This is a genomic window from Streptomyces pinistramenti, from assembly GCF_020564935.1.
In the GTDB taxonomy this organism is placed as follows: Bacteria; Actinomycetota; Actinomycetes; order Streptomycetales; family Streptomycetaceae; genus Streptomyces; species Streptomyces pinistramenti.
Map to the genome: position 1 here is coordinate 1 of NZ_JAJCXB010000065.1, position 14,365 is coordinate 14,365.

The 14,365-nt window shown below is 70.7% G+C and carries 14 protein-coding genes; 8 read left to right on the forward strand and 6 right to left on the reverse strand.

The genetic code is table 11. The features are described from left to right. Nucleotides 1–521 precede the first annotated feature (521 nt). The 3 genes from LIU39_RS29975 to LIU39_RS29985 all read left to right on the forward strand — a co-directional run bounded on the left by LIU39_RS29975 (nucleotide 522) and on the right by LIU39_RS29985 (nucleotide 3,268). Nucleotides 522–1,367 carry a glycerophosphodiester phosphodiesterase gene (locus tag LIU39_RS29975; RefSeq protein WP_227050077.1) on the forward strand — a complete coding sequence of 282 codons (846 nt, stop codon included), beginning with the start codon at nucleotides 522–524 and terminating at the stop codon, nucleotides 1,365–1,367. A 140-nt stretch (nucleotides 1,368–1,507) separates the two neighbouring features. Next, nucleotides 1,508–2,110, forward strand: a complete 603-nt coding sequence (locus tag LIU39_RS29980) for an ATP-binding protein (RefSeq protein WP_372464098.1) — start codon at nucleotides 1,508–1,510, stop codon at nucleotides 2,108–2,110. A 189-nt stretch (nucleotides 2,111–2,299) separates the two neighbouring features. Further along, nucleotides 2,300–3,268, forward strand: a complete 969-nt coding sequence (locus LIU39_RS29985; RefSeq protein ID WP_227050079.1) for a DUF5926 family protein — start codon at nucleotides 2,300–2,302, stop codon at nucleotides 3,266–3,268. 547 nt (nucleotides 3,269–3,815) lie between these two features. Here LIU39_RS29985 and LIU39_RS29990 read toward each other — a convergent pair. Beyond that, a complete protein-coding gene (locus LIU39_RS29990) occupies nucleotides 3,816–4,523 on the reverse strand; it encodes a bifunctional DNA primase/polymerase (protein ID WP_227050080.1) in 708 nt (235 codons plus the stop codon). Nucleotides 4,524–5,175: 652 nt separating this feature from the next. Between LIU39_RS29990 and LIU39_RS29995 the strand changes: the two genes are divergently transcribed. Next, nucleotides 5,176–6,579: a PP2C family protein-serine/threonine phosphatase gene (locus LIU39_RS29995; protein WP_227050081.1), complete on the forward strand. Its 1,404-nt coding sequence runs from the start codon at nucleotides 5,176–5,178 to the stop codon at nucleotides 6,577–6,579. A 144-nt stretch (nucleotides 6,580–6,723) separates the two neighbouring features. Then, nucleotides 6,724–8,181: an aminopeptidase P family protein gene (locus tag LIU39_RS30000; RefSeq protein WP_227050082.1), complete on the forward strand. Its 1,458-nt coding sequence runs from the start codon at nucleotides 6,724–6,726 to the stop codon at nucleotides 8,179–8,181. A gap of 67 nt (nucleotides 8,182–8,248) precedes the next feature. On the opposite strand, the gene LIU39_RS30005 is transcribed toward LIU39_RS30000, so the two are convergent. From LIU39_RS30005 to LIU39_RS30020, 4 genes are all read right to left on the reverse strand, one after another. Continuing rightward, the gene (locus LIU39_RS30005) at nucleotides 8,249–8,524 is read right to left on the reverse strand and encodes a DUF1876 domain-containing protein (protein ID WP_227050108.1); all 276 of its coding nucleotides are present in this window, start codon (nucleotides 8,522–8,524) and stop codon (nucleotides 8,249–8,251) included. An 85-nt stretch (nucleotides 8,525–8,609) separates the two neighbouring features. Beyond that, nucleotides 8,610–9,230, reverse strand: a complete 621-nt coding sequence (locus tag LIU39_RS30010; protein WP_227050083.1) for a TetR/AcrR family transcriptional regulator — start codon at nucleotides 9,228–9,230, stop codon at nucleotides 8,610–8,612. Nucleotides 9,231–9,399: 169 nt separating this feature from the next. Then, the gene (locus LIU39_RS30015) at nucleotides 9,400–9,693 is read right to left on the reverse strand and encodes a DUF397 domain-containing protein (protein ID WP_227050084.1); all 294 of its coding nucleotides are present in this window, start codon (nucleotides 9,691–9,693) and stop codon (nucleotides 9,400–9,402) included. Then, complete coding sequence (locus LIU39_RS30020; protein ID WP_227050085.1) at nucleotides 9,674–10,525, reverse strand: helix-turn-helix domain-containing protein; 852 nt, start codon at nucleotides 10,523–10,525, stop codon at nucleotides 9,674–9,676. The genes LIU39_RS30015 and LIU39_RS30020 overlap by 20 nt, the downstream gene beginning before the upstream one ends. A gap of 115 nt (nucleotides 10,526–10,640) precedes the next feature. On the opposite strand from LIU39_RS30020, the gene LIU39_RS30025 reads away from it, so the two are divergent. Together LIU39_RS30025 and LIU39_RS30030 are read left to right on the forward strand one after the other, a co-directional pair. After that, entirely contained in the window at nucleotides 10,641–10,874 is a 234-nt protein-coding gene (locus LIU39_RS30025) for a hypothetical protein (protein WP_227050086.1), read from the forward strand. 314 nt (nucleotides 10,875–11,188) lie between these two features. Next, a complete protein-coding gene (locus LIU39_RS30030) occupies nucleotides 11,189–11,362 on the forward strand; it encodes a hypothetical protein (protein WP_227050087.1) in 174 nt (57 codons plus the stop codon). Nucleotides 11,363–11,392: 30 nt separating this feature from the next. Here the strand turns inward: LIU39_RS30030 and nicT are convergent, their stop codons facing one another. Beyond that, entirely contained in the window at nucleotides 11,393–12,469 is a 1,077-nt protein-coding gene (gene nicT / locus LIU39_RS30035; protein WP_227050109.1) for a Nickel transporter NicT, read from the reverse strand. A 385-nt stretch (nucleotides 12,470–12,854) separates the two neighbouring features. Here nicT and LIU39_RS30040 point away from each other — a divergent pair, with 385 nt between their 5' ends. Beyond that, complete coding sequence (locus LIU39_RS30040) at nucleotides 12,855–14,336, forward strand: glycoside hydrolase family 76 protein (RefSeq protein WP_372464101.1); 1,482 nt, start codon at nucleotides 12,855–12,857, stop codon at nucleotides 14,334–14,336. Nucleotides 14,337–14,365 lie beyond the last annotated feature (29 nt).

Consider the following 14,365-nt stretch of genomic DNA (forward strand, 5'->3'; position numbering starts at 1 on the left):
TGGTGCGGAGTCTGTGCGGCGGAGGCGGACTCGGGTGCGCTGTCCGACGCCTTGGGCGCCGCCGGCGGCTCGGCCTCCGGCGGGACGGCGGCGCCCTCGTTCTCGGTGCTCACGGCTCTCTCCTCAGCTTCACGACTGTGCCGGCCCACGGCCCGGCCCGTCTTCCGGCTTCCCGGGCGGCGGGGCGTCTGCGGCGCCTCGCCGTCCGGTTCGCCGGCATCCGGGGCCGGGTGTTCCGGTGTTCCGGGATTTCCGGTTCCTCTGTCTCCTTGGGGACGCGGAATCCGGTCTTCAGGATTCCGGATCCGGGCGGAACGGGCGAGTCCCGGCCCGGACGGCATGGGCGGGGCTCGGCCTCCAGCCTTTCCCACGACGCGTCAGCGCACCGTAAGGCGAGGCTGTGACCGTCACCTCATCCTTCATGCCGGACATCCTTTACGCCCGGTAAAACAGACGCATCCCCTGCCGTGCGCACGGGCAGCGCAGGGCGGCCCGACGACGGTGGATGGCACGATAACTCGGTGACCTATGCACGCCCCGCCCAGGACGCCCGTCCGGGTCCTCCCGCCCTGTCCGTCGTAGCCCATCGCGGCGCGTCCGACGACGCTCCGGAACACACGCTGGCCGCCTACCGCAAGGCGATCGAGGACGGTGCCGACGCCCTGGAGTGCGATGTCCGGCTGACCGCCGACGGCCAGCTGGTCTGCGTCCACGACCGCCGGGTGAACCGCACGTCCAACGGGCGCGGCGCCGTCTCGGCGCTGGAGCTGGCCGACCTGGCCACTCTCGACTTCGGGTCCTGGAAGGCGGCGGCCGACGACCCCGAGGCGCCCGACCGGCAGCACGACGACCCCGAGCTGACCTCCGTGCTGACGCTGGAGCGCCTGCTGGAGCTGGTAGCGGACGCCGACCGGCGGGTCGAGCTGGCCATCGAGACCAAACACCCGACCCGCTGGGCCGGACAGGTGGAGGACCGGCTCGTCACCCTCCTGGAGCGCTTCGGGCACACCGCCCCCAGAGGCCCCGGCGACCCGCCGCCCGCGGTCCGCGTCATGAGCTTTTCCGCGCGCTCGCTGCACCGCGTGCGGACCGCGGCCCCGCAGATCCCGGCGGTCTACCTGATGCAGTTCCTCACGCCGCGGCACCGCGACGGCCGGCTGCCGCCCGGTGTCGGCATCGCGGGGCCCGGCATCCGGATCCTGCGCGCCCACCCCGACTACGTCGCCAGGGCGCACCGCGCAGGTCACCGGGTGCACGTGTGGACCGTCAACGAGCCCGATGACGTCGAGCTGTGCCGGCATCTCGGCGTGGACGCCGTCATCACAAACCGCCCTAAACAGGTACGCGCCCAACTCGGCCTTGCCTGAAGATCGTCACGGGGTGTGCACCGGCGCATGCGACACGTGGGCATGTGTGTCGAATGCGTCACTGTGCAGCGCTTGGCCGGTTTCCGGTCCAGTCCATTGGGGAATTCATCCCGTGGCGTGGGGCAAAGGAGGTCTCGGGGGTGGCGTTGGTGGTGGCACAAGAGGTGCCGACGTCGTCGATCATGGCCGTACCCCATGGTCCAGCGGGTGTGGGCATGGCCAGACGGCGCATGAGCGAAGAGCTGTTGGCAAGTGGAGTTCAGGACACAGTCGTCGATGACGCGGTCCTCATTCTCTCGGAACTGTTGAGCAATGCCTGTCGGCATGCGCGTCCCGTATACGAAAAGAGCCTGCCGGATTCCGTCCGCGAGCCGGGGTCCGTACGCGCGGTCCACGGCGGCCGGGACCAGGATTACGTCCTCGCTTCCTGGCGCATCGACGGCCGCGGCCGGCTCACGGTTTCGGTCACGGACGGTGGCGGCCCGACCCGGCCGCGGCCGTCCACTCCCTCGGTCACCGCACGCGGCGGCCGCGGGCTTGCGATCATCCGCTCGCTGTCCAAGGACTGGGGCGTGCGCGAGGTGATCGAGGGCGAGGTCACGGTCTGGGCCGTGCTGTCCGCGTACGACGGCTTCGCCGACCGGGTCGCGCTGGCGCCGGTCATGCCGCCGTCCTTCGCGGCGGGCCAGGCGTCGGGCCTGCCGCCCGAGCTGGCCTTCGCGGACCTCGAAGACCCGGTGTAGGCGCGCCGGGCGCCCGCAGGCACGGCGGCGGGCCCGCGTGTGAGGGCGGTCAGGGCCACGCGGCCCCCGGGCGACGCGGATCCTCTAGGCTCACGCCGAACCGCGTCCGAAAGAGGCGCTCACCCAGCGGCCGGACGCCCCTTGCGTGAACGCCTCTCCGCCCAGGATCGACCAGGAGACACCGCCGCCATGGCCAAGAAGCGCCGCCCCCAGCCCCAGGCCGCAGCACCGAGGATGCAGGACGGCGAGGTGCCGGTCGTCGGTGCCCGCGAGCCCTGCCCGTGTGGTTCGGGCCGCCGCTACAAGGCATGTCATGGCCGGAGTGCGGCGCACGCCGTCACCGAGCTGGTGCAGCGCCCGTTCGACGGCCTGCCCGGCGAGTGCGACTGGGTCGCGCTGCGCGAACTGGTGCCGGCCGCGACCGTCGAGCTGACCCTCAAGGACGGGCTGCCCGACGACGTGCCCTCGGTGACGCTGGCGACGGTGCTGCCGATGGCCTGGCCCGCGCTGCGCCGCGACGACGGCGCGGTCCTGCTCGGCCTCCAGAACGACACCTCGTCCGGCGACATCAGCCGCGACCTGGCGGACACGCTCCAGCGCGCCCTGACCGCGAAGCCGGGCACTCCGGTGGCGGCCGGCCGGGCTGCTGCCGACGGGCCCCGGCTCCAGGATCTGCTCGACCCGGACGCTCATTTCGAGCCGTCCGTGCACAGCGGCTTCGAGTTCTGGGTGGAGAACGCGGAAAACGCCGCCCCCGAGGTGGCCGCTTCCCTGGAGCGGGCCAACGCCGCCGCCATCCCGACCGCCCGGATCCCCGGCCTGGAGGGCGCCTACTGGTGCGAGGCGCCGGAGAAGAACCACCTGCGCTGGGTCACCTCGTTCCCCGAGGAGCAGCTGCTGGACGCGCTCGCCCGGCTGCACGCCGCGGGCACGTCCTCGCTCGGTGACGGCACCAGGCTGGTCGGATCGTTCCGCGCGCACGGCCTGGTCGTGCCCGTCTGGGACCTGCCGTCGGAGATGAGCGCGGAGGACGTGACGGCGCCGGCCGTCGCGTTCGGTGAGCGGCTGGCGAAGGCGCTCGCCTCGGACGCACCGCTGACCTCGGAAGAGCGCCGGGCGCGCGGCGGCCTCACCAACCGTCAGGTGACGCTGAGCTGACAGTGACATTCCCAGGGGCCTCTGACGTGACTCCTGTCACAACTGCCTCTACCTATCGGTAAATAGGCGTCCGGAATTCCGCGATCGAATTTGCGAACTGCCGATCTCTTGTTACCGTTCTAGGAGCCCGGTCGCTGGTGCATCCCCCGTCGCCAGCGACCGGGCGCTTCCATGTCCGCAGCCGGACGCGCTCCCGGCCGGACCCTCCGCACGGCCGCCGCCGGATCACCGCGATGCCGAAACCGTTGCGGCACCCGCTCCGACACCCGACGTGGCCCCCGATGCGGCATCCGCTGAGACACCCGATGCGGATCTCCCCTGCCCTGCGCCACGGCCCCGCGGCCGCCGCACCGGCGCGAACGCCTGCCGCCCGGCACGGAGTTGCCCGGAGACACCCGTCAGGGCCTGCCCGGCCACCCGGCGGGCCCCACGAACACAGAAACCGCCCCAGCCGCCGCAGGCACGGCCGTACGGGGCGCCAGGAGGTGAATTCCCGTGCTGCGCCGACCCCTACGGGTGAAACTCCGGGGTGCGGCTCCGGGAGGGCTCAGTACGCGAGCCGGCTGCCGCCGTCCGGGGCGCTGGTGCTCGCGGTGACCAGTGCGGCCACGATCGTGGACACCTGCGGCAGCCACGGCGCGGCCTGGGTGGCGGCCGGCGGCCGCTCCCAGCGGACCGCGCCGGCGCCGATCTGCGAAGGCGGCAGCACCAGATAGCCGCCCTCGCCGTGGAAGCGCAGCGAACTGGGCACCCAGTCCTGGGAGTGCAGCAGCTCGCCCAACTCCGCCAGGTCGTACGGCGATACGAGCAGCGACCAGCGGGTGGGGGTGGCCACGACCGGGCCGAGGCGGACGCCGAAGTGGTCCAGGGCGGCCAGCGCCTGCGCGCCGGCGACGGCCGGCAGGCTCACCGCGCAGGGCGCGCTGCCGCCGGTGGCCAGCACGACCGGGGCGTCCGGCCGGTTCGTCCACCACCAGCGCACCATGCGCGCGTCGGTCGTGGCGGCCAGCAGGCCGGGGTCGAAGGGGTGCGCGCCGGGCACCACGCAGTCGGCGTCGGGGCAGCTGCACCGGGGCGCGGCGCGTTCGCCGAGGCCGCGCCAGCCGCCGGGCTGCCGGCCGCCGGCGCGCAGTCTCACCCCCGGTACCACCGGCCACTGCCACTCGGTGGCGCAGTGGAGCGCCGCGCCGAGCAGGGCCGACCTCCCGGTGCGCCGGAACAGATGCTTGCGTCGCCTTCCGAGGATCTCGCGCATGAGCGCTCGTTCCTTTCCGTTAACGCCGAGGGCTAAGTCCATCGCACTACATGCCGGTTCATGCCGCTGCGCGGCGAGCTCCTACGACCTGGCCGTACGGCCAGGGGCCGGTCACGCCACGTGGATCTTTGGTCACTGCGTATTCGAGGGGCAGCGCATCACGTCGTACGCCGAGCGTGGAACGTGACGGGGTGGCGCGCTCTTGGCGCTTGCTGTGCGGTAGTGCAATCCCGCCACTTGGGAGTCCGTCGCGGTCGTCGTCAGTAAAGACGCCCGTGTCCTCCGGAGGGTTCCGGTGCGGCCCCAACTGGCCCCGCATCTCTCCGAGTACGTACCCGCCATCGTGCATATGACGCGCTGTTGATCGCCGTCAGTCGACCTCAAATGAGTGTCCACGGGGATCTTTTCCGGCCAAACTTCTTACCCGGTTGACACCATAAACCCCTTGGGGACAATGCTGGACATCACGTCATTGGTGCGTGTAAATGTGGAGGCATTGATAGCTGAGCAGCATGACATGGGGGTTTGCGATGCTATTGAGTAAATTGAGCGGACAAAAGAACCGCACAACATCACTCAACAAAATGACGCACTCCCTACCAAAATGCGGCTCCACCTGGAGTGATTCCGGGCCTGGCGGAAGTCATCGGCCATGACCGTCCCCCATGTTCCGAAAGTGGCCGGAACCGAGCCCCCACTCTCCGGCTCCGCGCACACTGCCGACCCGCCCGCGGCCCTCACCCCCCTGCACGACCTCACCGAGCACCTCGCGCGCACCCGCACACTGCCGGACGCACTCCAGGAAGTGCTGCGGGCCGGCGCCACCCTCCTCGGCGCCACCCGGGGCCTCGCAGTCCTCCAGCCCGCCGACGGGCTCGGCCCCGACACCACCATCGGCCTCGGCCTCGGCCCCGCCGACCTCGGCCACATCGAGACCGTCCCGCACCGCGCCCTGGCGCACCGCCGCATCCTCGACGGCCTCCCGGAGCCCGACGGCGGCCACGGCACCGGCTCCCGCCCGGAGGACGGCGCCCGCACCGGGACCGCCGAACGCACCGAGATCACCGAGATCACCGAACCCGACATCCCCGGGGGCAAGGGCCTCGACCCCCGGCTGCGCGAGGTCGCCGCCCGGCTCGGATTCGCCGCGAGCCACACCGTCCGGCTGGCCGCCGACCCGTACGGCGGGCTCGGCGCCGCGGTCTGGCTCTATGACGAACCGGGCGAGCCGACCGAGCGGCAGCGTCACCTCGTCGGCCGCTACCGCAGCTACGCGTCCGAACACCTCGCCCGCCTCCTGGAACTCGACCGTCACCGGCAGGCCGCCGCGACCCTCAACGAGGAGCTGCTGCCCCACCGGCTGCCCCGGGTGCCCGGCGTACGCCTCGCGGTGCGGCACGGATCGGGTCCGCGCGGCGGCGGCGACTGGTACGACGCGCTGCCGCTGCCGGACGGCGCGCTGGGTCTCGCCGTCGGCTCGGTCTCCGGCTCCGGCCCGAGCGCGGTGGCCGCGATGGGCCGGCTGCGGGCCTCGCTGCGCGCGTACGCCGTCATGGAGGGCGAGGATCCGGTGGCGGTCCTGTCCGACCTCGAACTGCTCATGCGGCTGACCGAACCGGCCCGCACCGCCACCGCCCTGTTCGCGTTCACCGAGCCGCCCGGCCTCACCGGCGACACCCGCCGCACGCTGACCCTGGCCGGTGCAGGTCACTGCCCGCCGTTGATCGTCGGCGAGTTGCGCACCGAGTTCGTGGAGACGTCGCTGTCCGCGCCGCTGGGCATGCTGGCCTGCTGGGAGGCGCCGAGCGTGGCGATCGAACCGGTGCCCGGCGAGACCCTGCTGCTCTACAGCGACGGGCTGCTGCACCGGACCGGAGACGCCACGGACCGCGCCTTCGCCCGGCTGCACACCGCGGCCGCCGGCGTCCCCAGGAGGAGCCGCCGCGATCCGGACGCGATCGTCGACCACATCCTGGGCGCCCTGCTGCCCCAGGGGCTCGACGATCCCGCGTCGGACGAGGACGTCATCCTGCTCGCCGCGCACTTCGAGGCGTAGGGCCCGGCCACCCCAAAAGACGCGCGCTCCGGGGCTCAGCCGATATATGGCCGAAGTGCCTGAGAGGTCACACCTTCCGCCCTCTGGACCGCATTCGATCCGCACATACGATGGAACACGGTTCAGTCTTTACAAGGAGGCATCGTGACCGACGAGCTCACCCCGGAGACCCCGGACGAGGACGAGCAGCCGATCAAGCAGCGCAAGAACGGCCTTTACCCGGGCGTTTCCGACGAGCTCGCCGCGAGCATGAAGAGCGGCTGGGCGGACACCGAACTGCGTGACCTGGAGCCGATCGAGCAGGCCCCGAACGCCGCCGCGCGCCGCGCCGCGCTCTCCGCGCGCTTCCCCGGCGAGCGCCTGGTGATCCCCGCGGGCAACCTCAAGACCCGCTCGAACGACACCGAGTACGACTTCCGCGCCTCCACGGAGTACGTCTACCTCACCGGCGACCAGACCGACGACAGCGTCCTGGTCCTGGAGCCGAACGGCGACGCGCACGACGCGACGGTCTACCGCCTGCCCCGCTCGAACCGCGAGAACGGCGAGTTCTGGCTCAACGGCATGGGCGAGCTGTGGGTCGGCCGCCGCAACAGCCTCACCGAGTCCGAGGCGCTGCTCGGCGTCCCCTGCAAGGACGTCCGCGAGCTGGCCGGGGCGCTGACCGAGGCGACAGGACCGGTCCGTGTCGTCCGCGGCCACGACGCCGGGATCGAGGCGGCGCTGACCGACAAGGTCACCGCCGAGCGCGACGAAGAGCTGCGCGTCTACCTGTCCGAGGCCCGCGTGGTGAAGGACGCGTTCGAGATCGGCGAGCTGCAGAAGGCCGTCGACTCCACCGTCCGCGGCTTCGAGGACGTCGTGAAGGTCCTCGACAAGGCCGAGGCGACGTCCGAGCGCTACATCGAGGGCACGTTCTTCCTGCGCGCCCGCGTCGAGGGCAACGACGTCGGCTACGGCTCGATCTGCGCCGCGGGCCCGCACGCCACCACCCTGCACTGGGTCCGCAACAACGGCGCGGTCCGCTCCGGCGACCTGCTGCTGCTGGACGCCGGCGTGGAGACCAACAGCCTCTACACCGCCGACGTCACCCGCACCCTGCCGATCAACGGCCGCTACACCGACCTCCAGCGCACGATCTACGACGCGGTGTACGAGGCCCAGGAAGCCGGCATCGCGGCGGTCAAGCCCGGCGCGAACTTCCGCGACTTCCACGACGCCTCGCAGCGCGTGCTCGCCGAGAAGCTCGTCGAGTGGGGCCTGGTCGAGGGCCCCGCCGACCGCGTCCTGGAGCTGGCGCTCCAGCGCCGCTGGACCCTGCACGGCACCGGCCACATGCTGGGCCTTGATGTCCACGACTGCGCCGCGGCCCGCACCGATGCGTACGTCAACGGCACCCTGGAGCCCGGCATGGTGCTGACCGTCGAGCCCGGCCTGTACTTCCAGGCGGACGACCTGACGGTGCCCGAGGAGTACCGCGGCATCGGCGTCCGCATCGAGGACGACATCCTCGTCACCGAGGACGGCAACCGGAACCTGTCGGCCGCCCTGCCGCGCCGCTCGGACGAGGTCGAGTCCTGGATGGCCGGTCTGCGCGGCTGACCGCGCCGCACGGCACACACGACGGCCGGTGATCCCCTCGGGGTCACCGGCCGTCGCCGTACCCGCCTCACAGCGCCAGCGGGTAGGACGTCCTGCCGGACGCCTCGTCGATCTCCTCGTGTGCCTTGGTCAGCATCTTCATGGCCAGTTCGTTGAGGGCCCTGGCCGCGGCGATCTCCTCGCCGATGCGGGGCTGGTACGAGTCGACGGGGTGACGGCTGGCGTACCCGTGGGCGCGCACCTCCCGCCCGTCGGGGAGCCGTACCAGCGCGGCCGCGCGGGTGCGGTGGGTGTCCTCTTCGAATTCCATCTCGACATGCCATCCGACAGCGGTGTCCACCATGACGATCACCTCCGGAATCGCTTCTTCCAGCGTGCGCCCGTCGGCCGCGTCGCGCACCGCCGACGCCGTCGGAAACCGGGGCACCTCAGCCACCGCCCGTGCGGTACGCCCCCGCCCTGATGCCCGCCCAGACGGCCGTGGCGGTGGATTCCGCGAGGGCGATGTCCACCGGGCGGCGGACGATGAGCAAGCGGTAGTAGAAGGGCGCGGCGAGGGCGGAGATCACGGCGACCGGGTCGGTGTCGGCCGGGACTTCGCCGCGGGCGATGGCGCGCCCGACCATCGCGCCCGCGAGCTGGAGTCGGCCGTCGAAGAAGTCGCGGAGGATGGTGGCGGCCTCCGGCTGGCGCGCCGCGGCGGAAACCACCGCGTCGAGGAGCCCGCGGACCCGGGCGGCCTCGTACAGGGTCTCCAGGGACTGCGCGAGGGCGTGCAGGTCACCGAGGAGGGTTCCGGTGTCGGCCAGCGGGACGCTCGTGCTGCTGACGTCCGTCAGCAGGTCGCAGACCAGGCCCTCGATGGTGCGCCAGCGCCGGTAGACCGTCGCGAGGTGGATTCCGGAGCGCTGGGCGATGCCCTCCATGGTGACCGCGCCGAATCCGGACTCGGCCAACTCGTCGAAAACGGCGGTCAGTACGGCCTGCCGGGTGCGTGCCGTACGTCCGCCCGGTCGGGCCTTGCCGGGAAGGTGGGGCGCAGGGGTCAAAGCCGCTCCGTATTGCCGTGCGGGGTCGGGCCACGTATTCTCCACCACAGACTAACGCGAGCAAGTTCGCGTTAGACAGTGCGTGCCGGTCTCGCAGTGTGGGGAAACCGCGGGGGAAGTCCTCACCTGCGAGACCGCGCGGCACGTTCCGCCGACAGCGGCGCCCCGCTCAGACCCCGAGCGCCCCACCCTTGACGGCCGTGACGAACCGGCCCCAGGCCCCGGCACCCATCACCAGCGCCGGCCCGTCCGGGTTCTTGGAGTCCCGGACGGGGACGATGCCGGGGAGGTCTTCGCGGATCTCGATGCACTCGCCGCCGCTGGAGTTGCTGTAGCTGCTCTTGCGCCAAGAGGCCGCACCGTGGAAGTCCTCGGCCACCTCGACGCAGTCGCCGCCGCTGGCATTGCTGTAGCTGCTCTTGCGCCAGCGTGCGCCGCCGAAGTCATTCCTGCTGGGCTGCATCTCTGTAGTCCTCTGCCGTCGCCTCGATCATGGCCAGGGACGCCTGGGGTGACAGTGCGGCGGCCCTGAGCAGATCGTACGACCTGCGATAGTCCTTCACGAGGGGCGGATAATCGATGAGTTGGCCGCTGTGGATGCCCTCGGTGTAGATCACCGGAGGGGCATCCGGGAAGGTCATCACTCGCACCATGCCCATCATGAGCGGGAAGGCCGCCGCTGTTTCGGGGATGACCTGGAGAACTCCCTGGTTGTCCTTGATGACCGTCGCGATGTGCGCGAGCTGCTCAGCCATCGGGCCGGGCTCCAACAAGGGCTTGCGGAGCATCGATTCGTGGACGATCGCCCAGAACGCAGGGCGCTGCTCACGGCCCCAGATCTCGGCACGCTCTATCCGCGCCGCCACCTGCTTTTCCACGGTCTTCGGCGGCAACCACGGACTTCCGGTCCGTACGACCTGCCGCGCATACGTCTCGGTCTGGAGCAGCCCAGGAATGAGCATCGGCGCCCACTCCTCGATCCGCTCCGCGAACTTCTCCATTTCCGCGACGTCCGCGAAATACTCCGCGTGACCCGACTGCTTGGCCTTGCGTACGTCCTCGCAGCGCCGCTCGAAGAAGCCGTCCGTGCCGAGCTTCGCGTCGACGTGCCGGGCCAGATCCATCGGCATACGGCGCTCGCCGCGCTCGATCTGGCTGAGGAACGAGAGCCCTCTGAAGCTTCCGTCGACCAACTGCTCAAGCGTCAGGCCCGCGGACTCCCGCTTGTAGCGCAGCTCGGCGCCGTAGAAGGCGGGTACGTCCGCGGACGCGTTGGTTGCTTTACGTGGAGGCACAACTCACCACCATTTTTCGTGTGTTGCCCTGCGTAACTCACTGTGCTTCCACGCTAGCCGTCACCACGTCACGCTGTGAGGGATTCATCACAGACCGCACAGGAAGGTGGACACCATGCACGACCACGCCCCCTACGCCGACCGCACCCCCGACCCCGAGGACGTCGGCGAGCGTCTGGAAGCGCTCCAGGGTGCGTTGCACGCCAACGGCATCACGCTGCCGTCGCTCGGCCTCGATCTGCCGAGCCTCGTGGGGCATTACCGGCTGCCGCTGATCGCGCTCGGCAACTGCAACGTGGAGACGGCCGGGCGGCTGACCGAGGTACTGCTCAAGGCTGCGGGGCGGTAAGGGAGTTGGGACCGGTGCGGCGGCGCCACCGGCTACGGTGAACGGCGCGTGGATGTCCGTACGGCGAGGAACGCTCCAACCGGAGCGGAAGCATCCGTTCCTCGCTCGTTCGAGTGGTCCGCCTCCGCGCCGTTTTTCGGTGACGGTCATCGGGTTCCGCTCCGGAACGCGCGTAGAACGTGCCTTTGGGGCATGAAAACGCAGAGACGGGCTCGTTCTATCGCTGCGCACCGCGGTTGGCCGATCCTCCGGCGGTCCGTGAAAGTCGGGAACAGCCCACCCGCCGGGGGGCGTTGATACCCGGAAGGACCCGCATGACCAACCTGACCGCCGTCGTGATCACCGGCGCCTTCGCGCTCGCCGCGTCCGTCACCGGCGCGCTGCTCACCCATGTCCTGGCGCTGCGTACCGAACGCGAGCGCCGCCGTCACCGGGACGAGGGGCCACGGATCGTAGTGGTACCTGCGCGGCGCCGCTGGTGGCGCTGACGACGGCGACGGGACACGCGGAGCGCCGCGTCACTCCGCCCCCGGCTCCCCCGCCGGCCGGATGTCCGCCTCCCACTTCTCCTCGATGCGGCCGAACTTCCACACGGCCAGCGCGACGAGCCAGGTGACGAAGAAGATGCCGACGATCACGAAGCCGATGATGTTGAGGTCGAGTCCGGCGATCCAGTCCCAGAAGAAGCCGTGCAGGCCGAGCTTGTCGGCGAGCAGGCCGAGCAGTTCGACGGTGCCGATGATCAGCGCGACGGCCACCGACAGGCCGGTGATGGTGAGGTTGTAGTAGACCTTGCGGACCGGCTTGGAGAAGGCCCAGCCGTAGGCGAAGTTCATGAACGAGCCGTCGATGGTGTCCAGCAGGCTCATGCCCGCGGCGAAGAGCACCGGCAGGCAGAGGATCGCGTACCAGGGCAGCCCGGACGCGGCGCCGGACCCGGCGAGTACGAGGAGGGCGACCTCGGTCGCGGTGTCGAAGCCGAGGCCGAAGAGCAGGCCGAGCGGGTACATCTGCCAGGGCTTGGTGATCGACTTCATGACGCGGCCGAGCAGCCGGTTCATCAGCCCGCGCTTGTCGAGCTGGTCCTCCAGGGCCGCCTCGTCGAAGTCACCGGCCCGCATCCGGCGGAAGACCTGCCAGATCCCGGCCAGGATGACGAGGTTGACCGCCGCGATGATGTAGAGGAAGACGCCGGAGACGGTGGTGCCGATCAGGCCGGTGACGTCGTGCAGCCGGGAGCTGTCGTTCTGGACCGGGCCTGCCAGGGCCCGTACGCCGAGCGAGAGCAGGAAGGCCAGGCCGAAGACGACGCTGGAGTGGCCGAGCGAGAACCAGAAGCCGACCGAGAGCGGGCGCTGCCCCTCGTTCATCAGCTTGCGGGTGGTGTTGTCGATGGCGGCGATGTGGTCGGCGTCGAAGGCGTGCCGCATGCCCAGGGTGTACGCGGTGACGCCGATGCCGATGCCGAAGGTCTTGGTGCCCAGGCTGTAGTGCTCCGGCGCGACGATCGCCACCAGCGTGAACCAGCCGATCACGTGCAGGGCGAGGATGAACGCGGCCATCCCGCCCAGGCGGCCCCACTCGGCGCGGGTCATCGAGCGGGCGATGCGCTGCCTTCGGGTGGGTGCGGGCGCGGTGGTCGTCGGTGCGGCGGGGGACACGGGCATGGGCGGTGCTGCTCTCTTCCGGTGGGTCGCGCCTCTCCTTCTGCGGGCGCCCCTCCTTCACGTTGCTGCGCATATTTCGCACTTGCAACCAGTGCGCAGTAAAGACCGGGAAAGATTCAGCCCATCCCGTACGACGGCCCCGAGCGGACAGAAACCCTCCGCCCCGGGGACGCGCCGGTCCGCCGGTCACCCCCGGGAGCGCCCGGGAAACGTCAACTTCCCTGGCGTCACCGGAGGTTCACTTGACATGCACAAACCCAGAACGCTTCTCTGGACCACCGACCGGCTCTCCACCCCGCGACCGGAGGAGATCATGCGCCCGACGCCCCCGCACCGTCACCCCGGATCCACCCGCCTCAGAAGGCTCGCCACCGCCTCCTGCCTGCTGGCCTTCCTGGCGCCCGCCCTCCCGTCGACGGCGGCACAGGCGGCCGACCAGCCCGTCTGCAACAAGCACTGCGACGCCCGCGATCCCCGGTACGCCGCCGACGACCACACCGCGGCCACCGCGTCGGTCCACGCGCGCACCCTCGCCCTGCACCTCTCCGACAACGATGTCATGGGCTGGGCCTCGATCGACAACGGCAACCCCGGCGACGAGATCTGGCTCGACCGCTCCTTCGACGGCGGGCAGACCTGGTCATCCGGCAGCAGGCTCGGCGCCACCAAGACCCCCGAGGGCTCGCGGGGCTGGCGCAGCCAGATGTACAACGTCGACGACTGGAACCACGCGGGCATCGGCGCGCTGCGGGCCTGCGGCAAGGCGGGCGACCGCCCCGAGATCGCCTGCACTCCGTGGAAGCGCACCAACTGGAACGCGTGGAGCAGGAGCACCGCGGCCGCCACCGCGCTGATGATGGGCTACCACCGCGACACCAGGAAGTTCGCCGGCTGGTGGACCTCGGCCACCGCGCTGACCTCACTCATCGACAACATCCGCGTCAGCGGCATGCCGAGCTACACGTACGCCATCTCCACCACCTACGACAAGCTCCGCGGCGAGCAGGACGGCGACTTCAAGAACTCCTATCTCGACGACACCGGCTGGTGGGGCCTGGCCTGGGTCGCCGCGTACGACGTGACCGGCGAGAAGCGCTACCTGGACACCGCCCGCGCCGACGCCGACCACATGCACGACCACTGGACCGCCACCTGCGGGGGCGGCGTCCAGTGGGCCACCGACAAGCCGTACAAGAACGCCATCACCAATGAGCTGTACCTGCACCTCAACGCGTCCCTGCACAACCGCATCGACGGCGACGGCACCTATCTCCAGCGCGCCGAGGACGAGTGGTCCTGGTTCCAGGGCAGTGGCATGACCAACTCCGGCCACACCATCAACGACGGCCTCGACAACTCCTGCAAGAACAACGGCCAGTCGACCTGGACGTACAACCAGGGCGTGATCCTCGCCGGCCTCGCCGAACTCCACCGCGCAACCGGCGACGCGTCCCTCCTGGACAGCGCCCGCACCCTGGCCGACGCCTCCACCTCGTCGTCCTACCTCAACCCGGGCGGCACCCTGCACGAGCCCTACGAACCGGACGGCACCGGCTGCACCTCCGACGGCGACTCCTTCAAAGGCCCCTACGCCAGGGGCCTCGGCATCCTCAACAAGGAACTCCCCGACCACCCCTACACCACCTACCTCAACAACCAGGCCGCCACCCTCCACACCAAAAACCGCACCCCCCTCGACCAGTACGGCCCCCACTGGGCCGGCCCCTTCACCACCACGGGCAACGGCTGCCAGCACAGCGCACTGGACCTGCTGAACGCGGCTTCGCAGGGCTGAAGGGGGCAGGTATGAGCTACGGGCTCGCG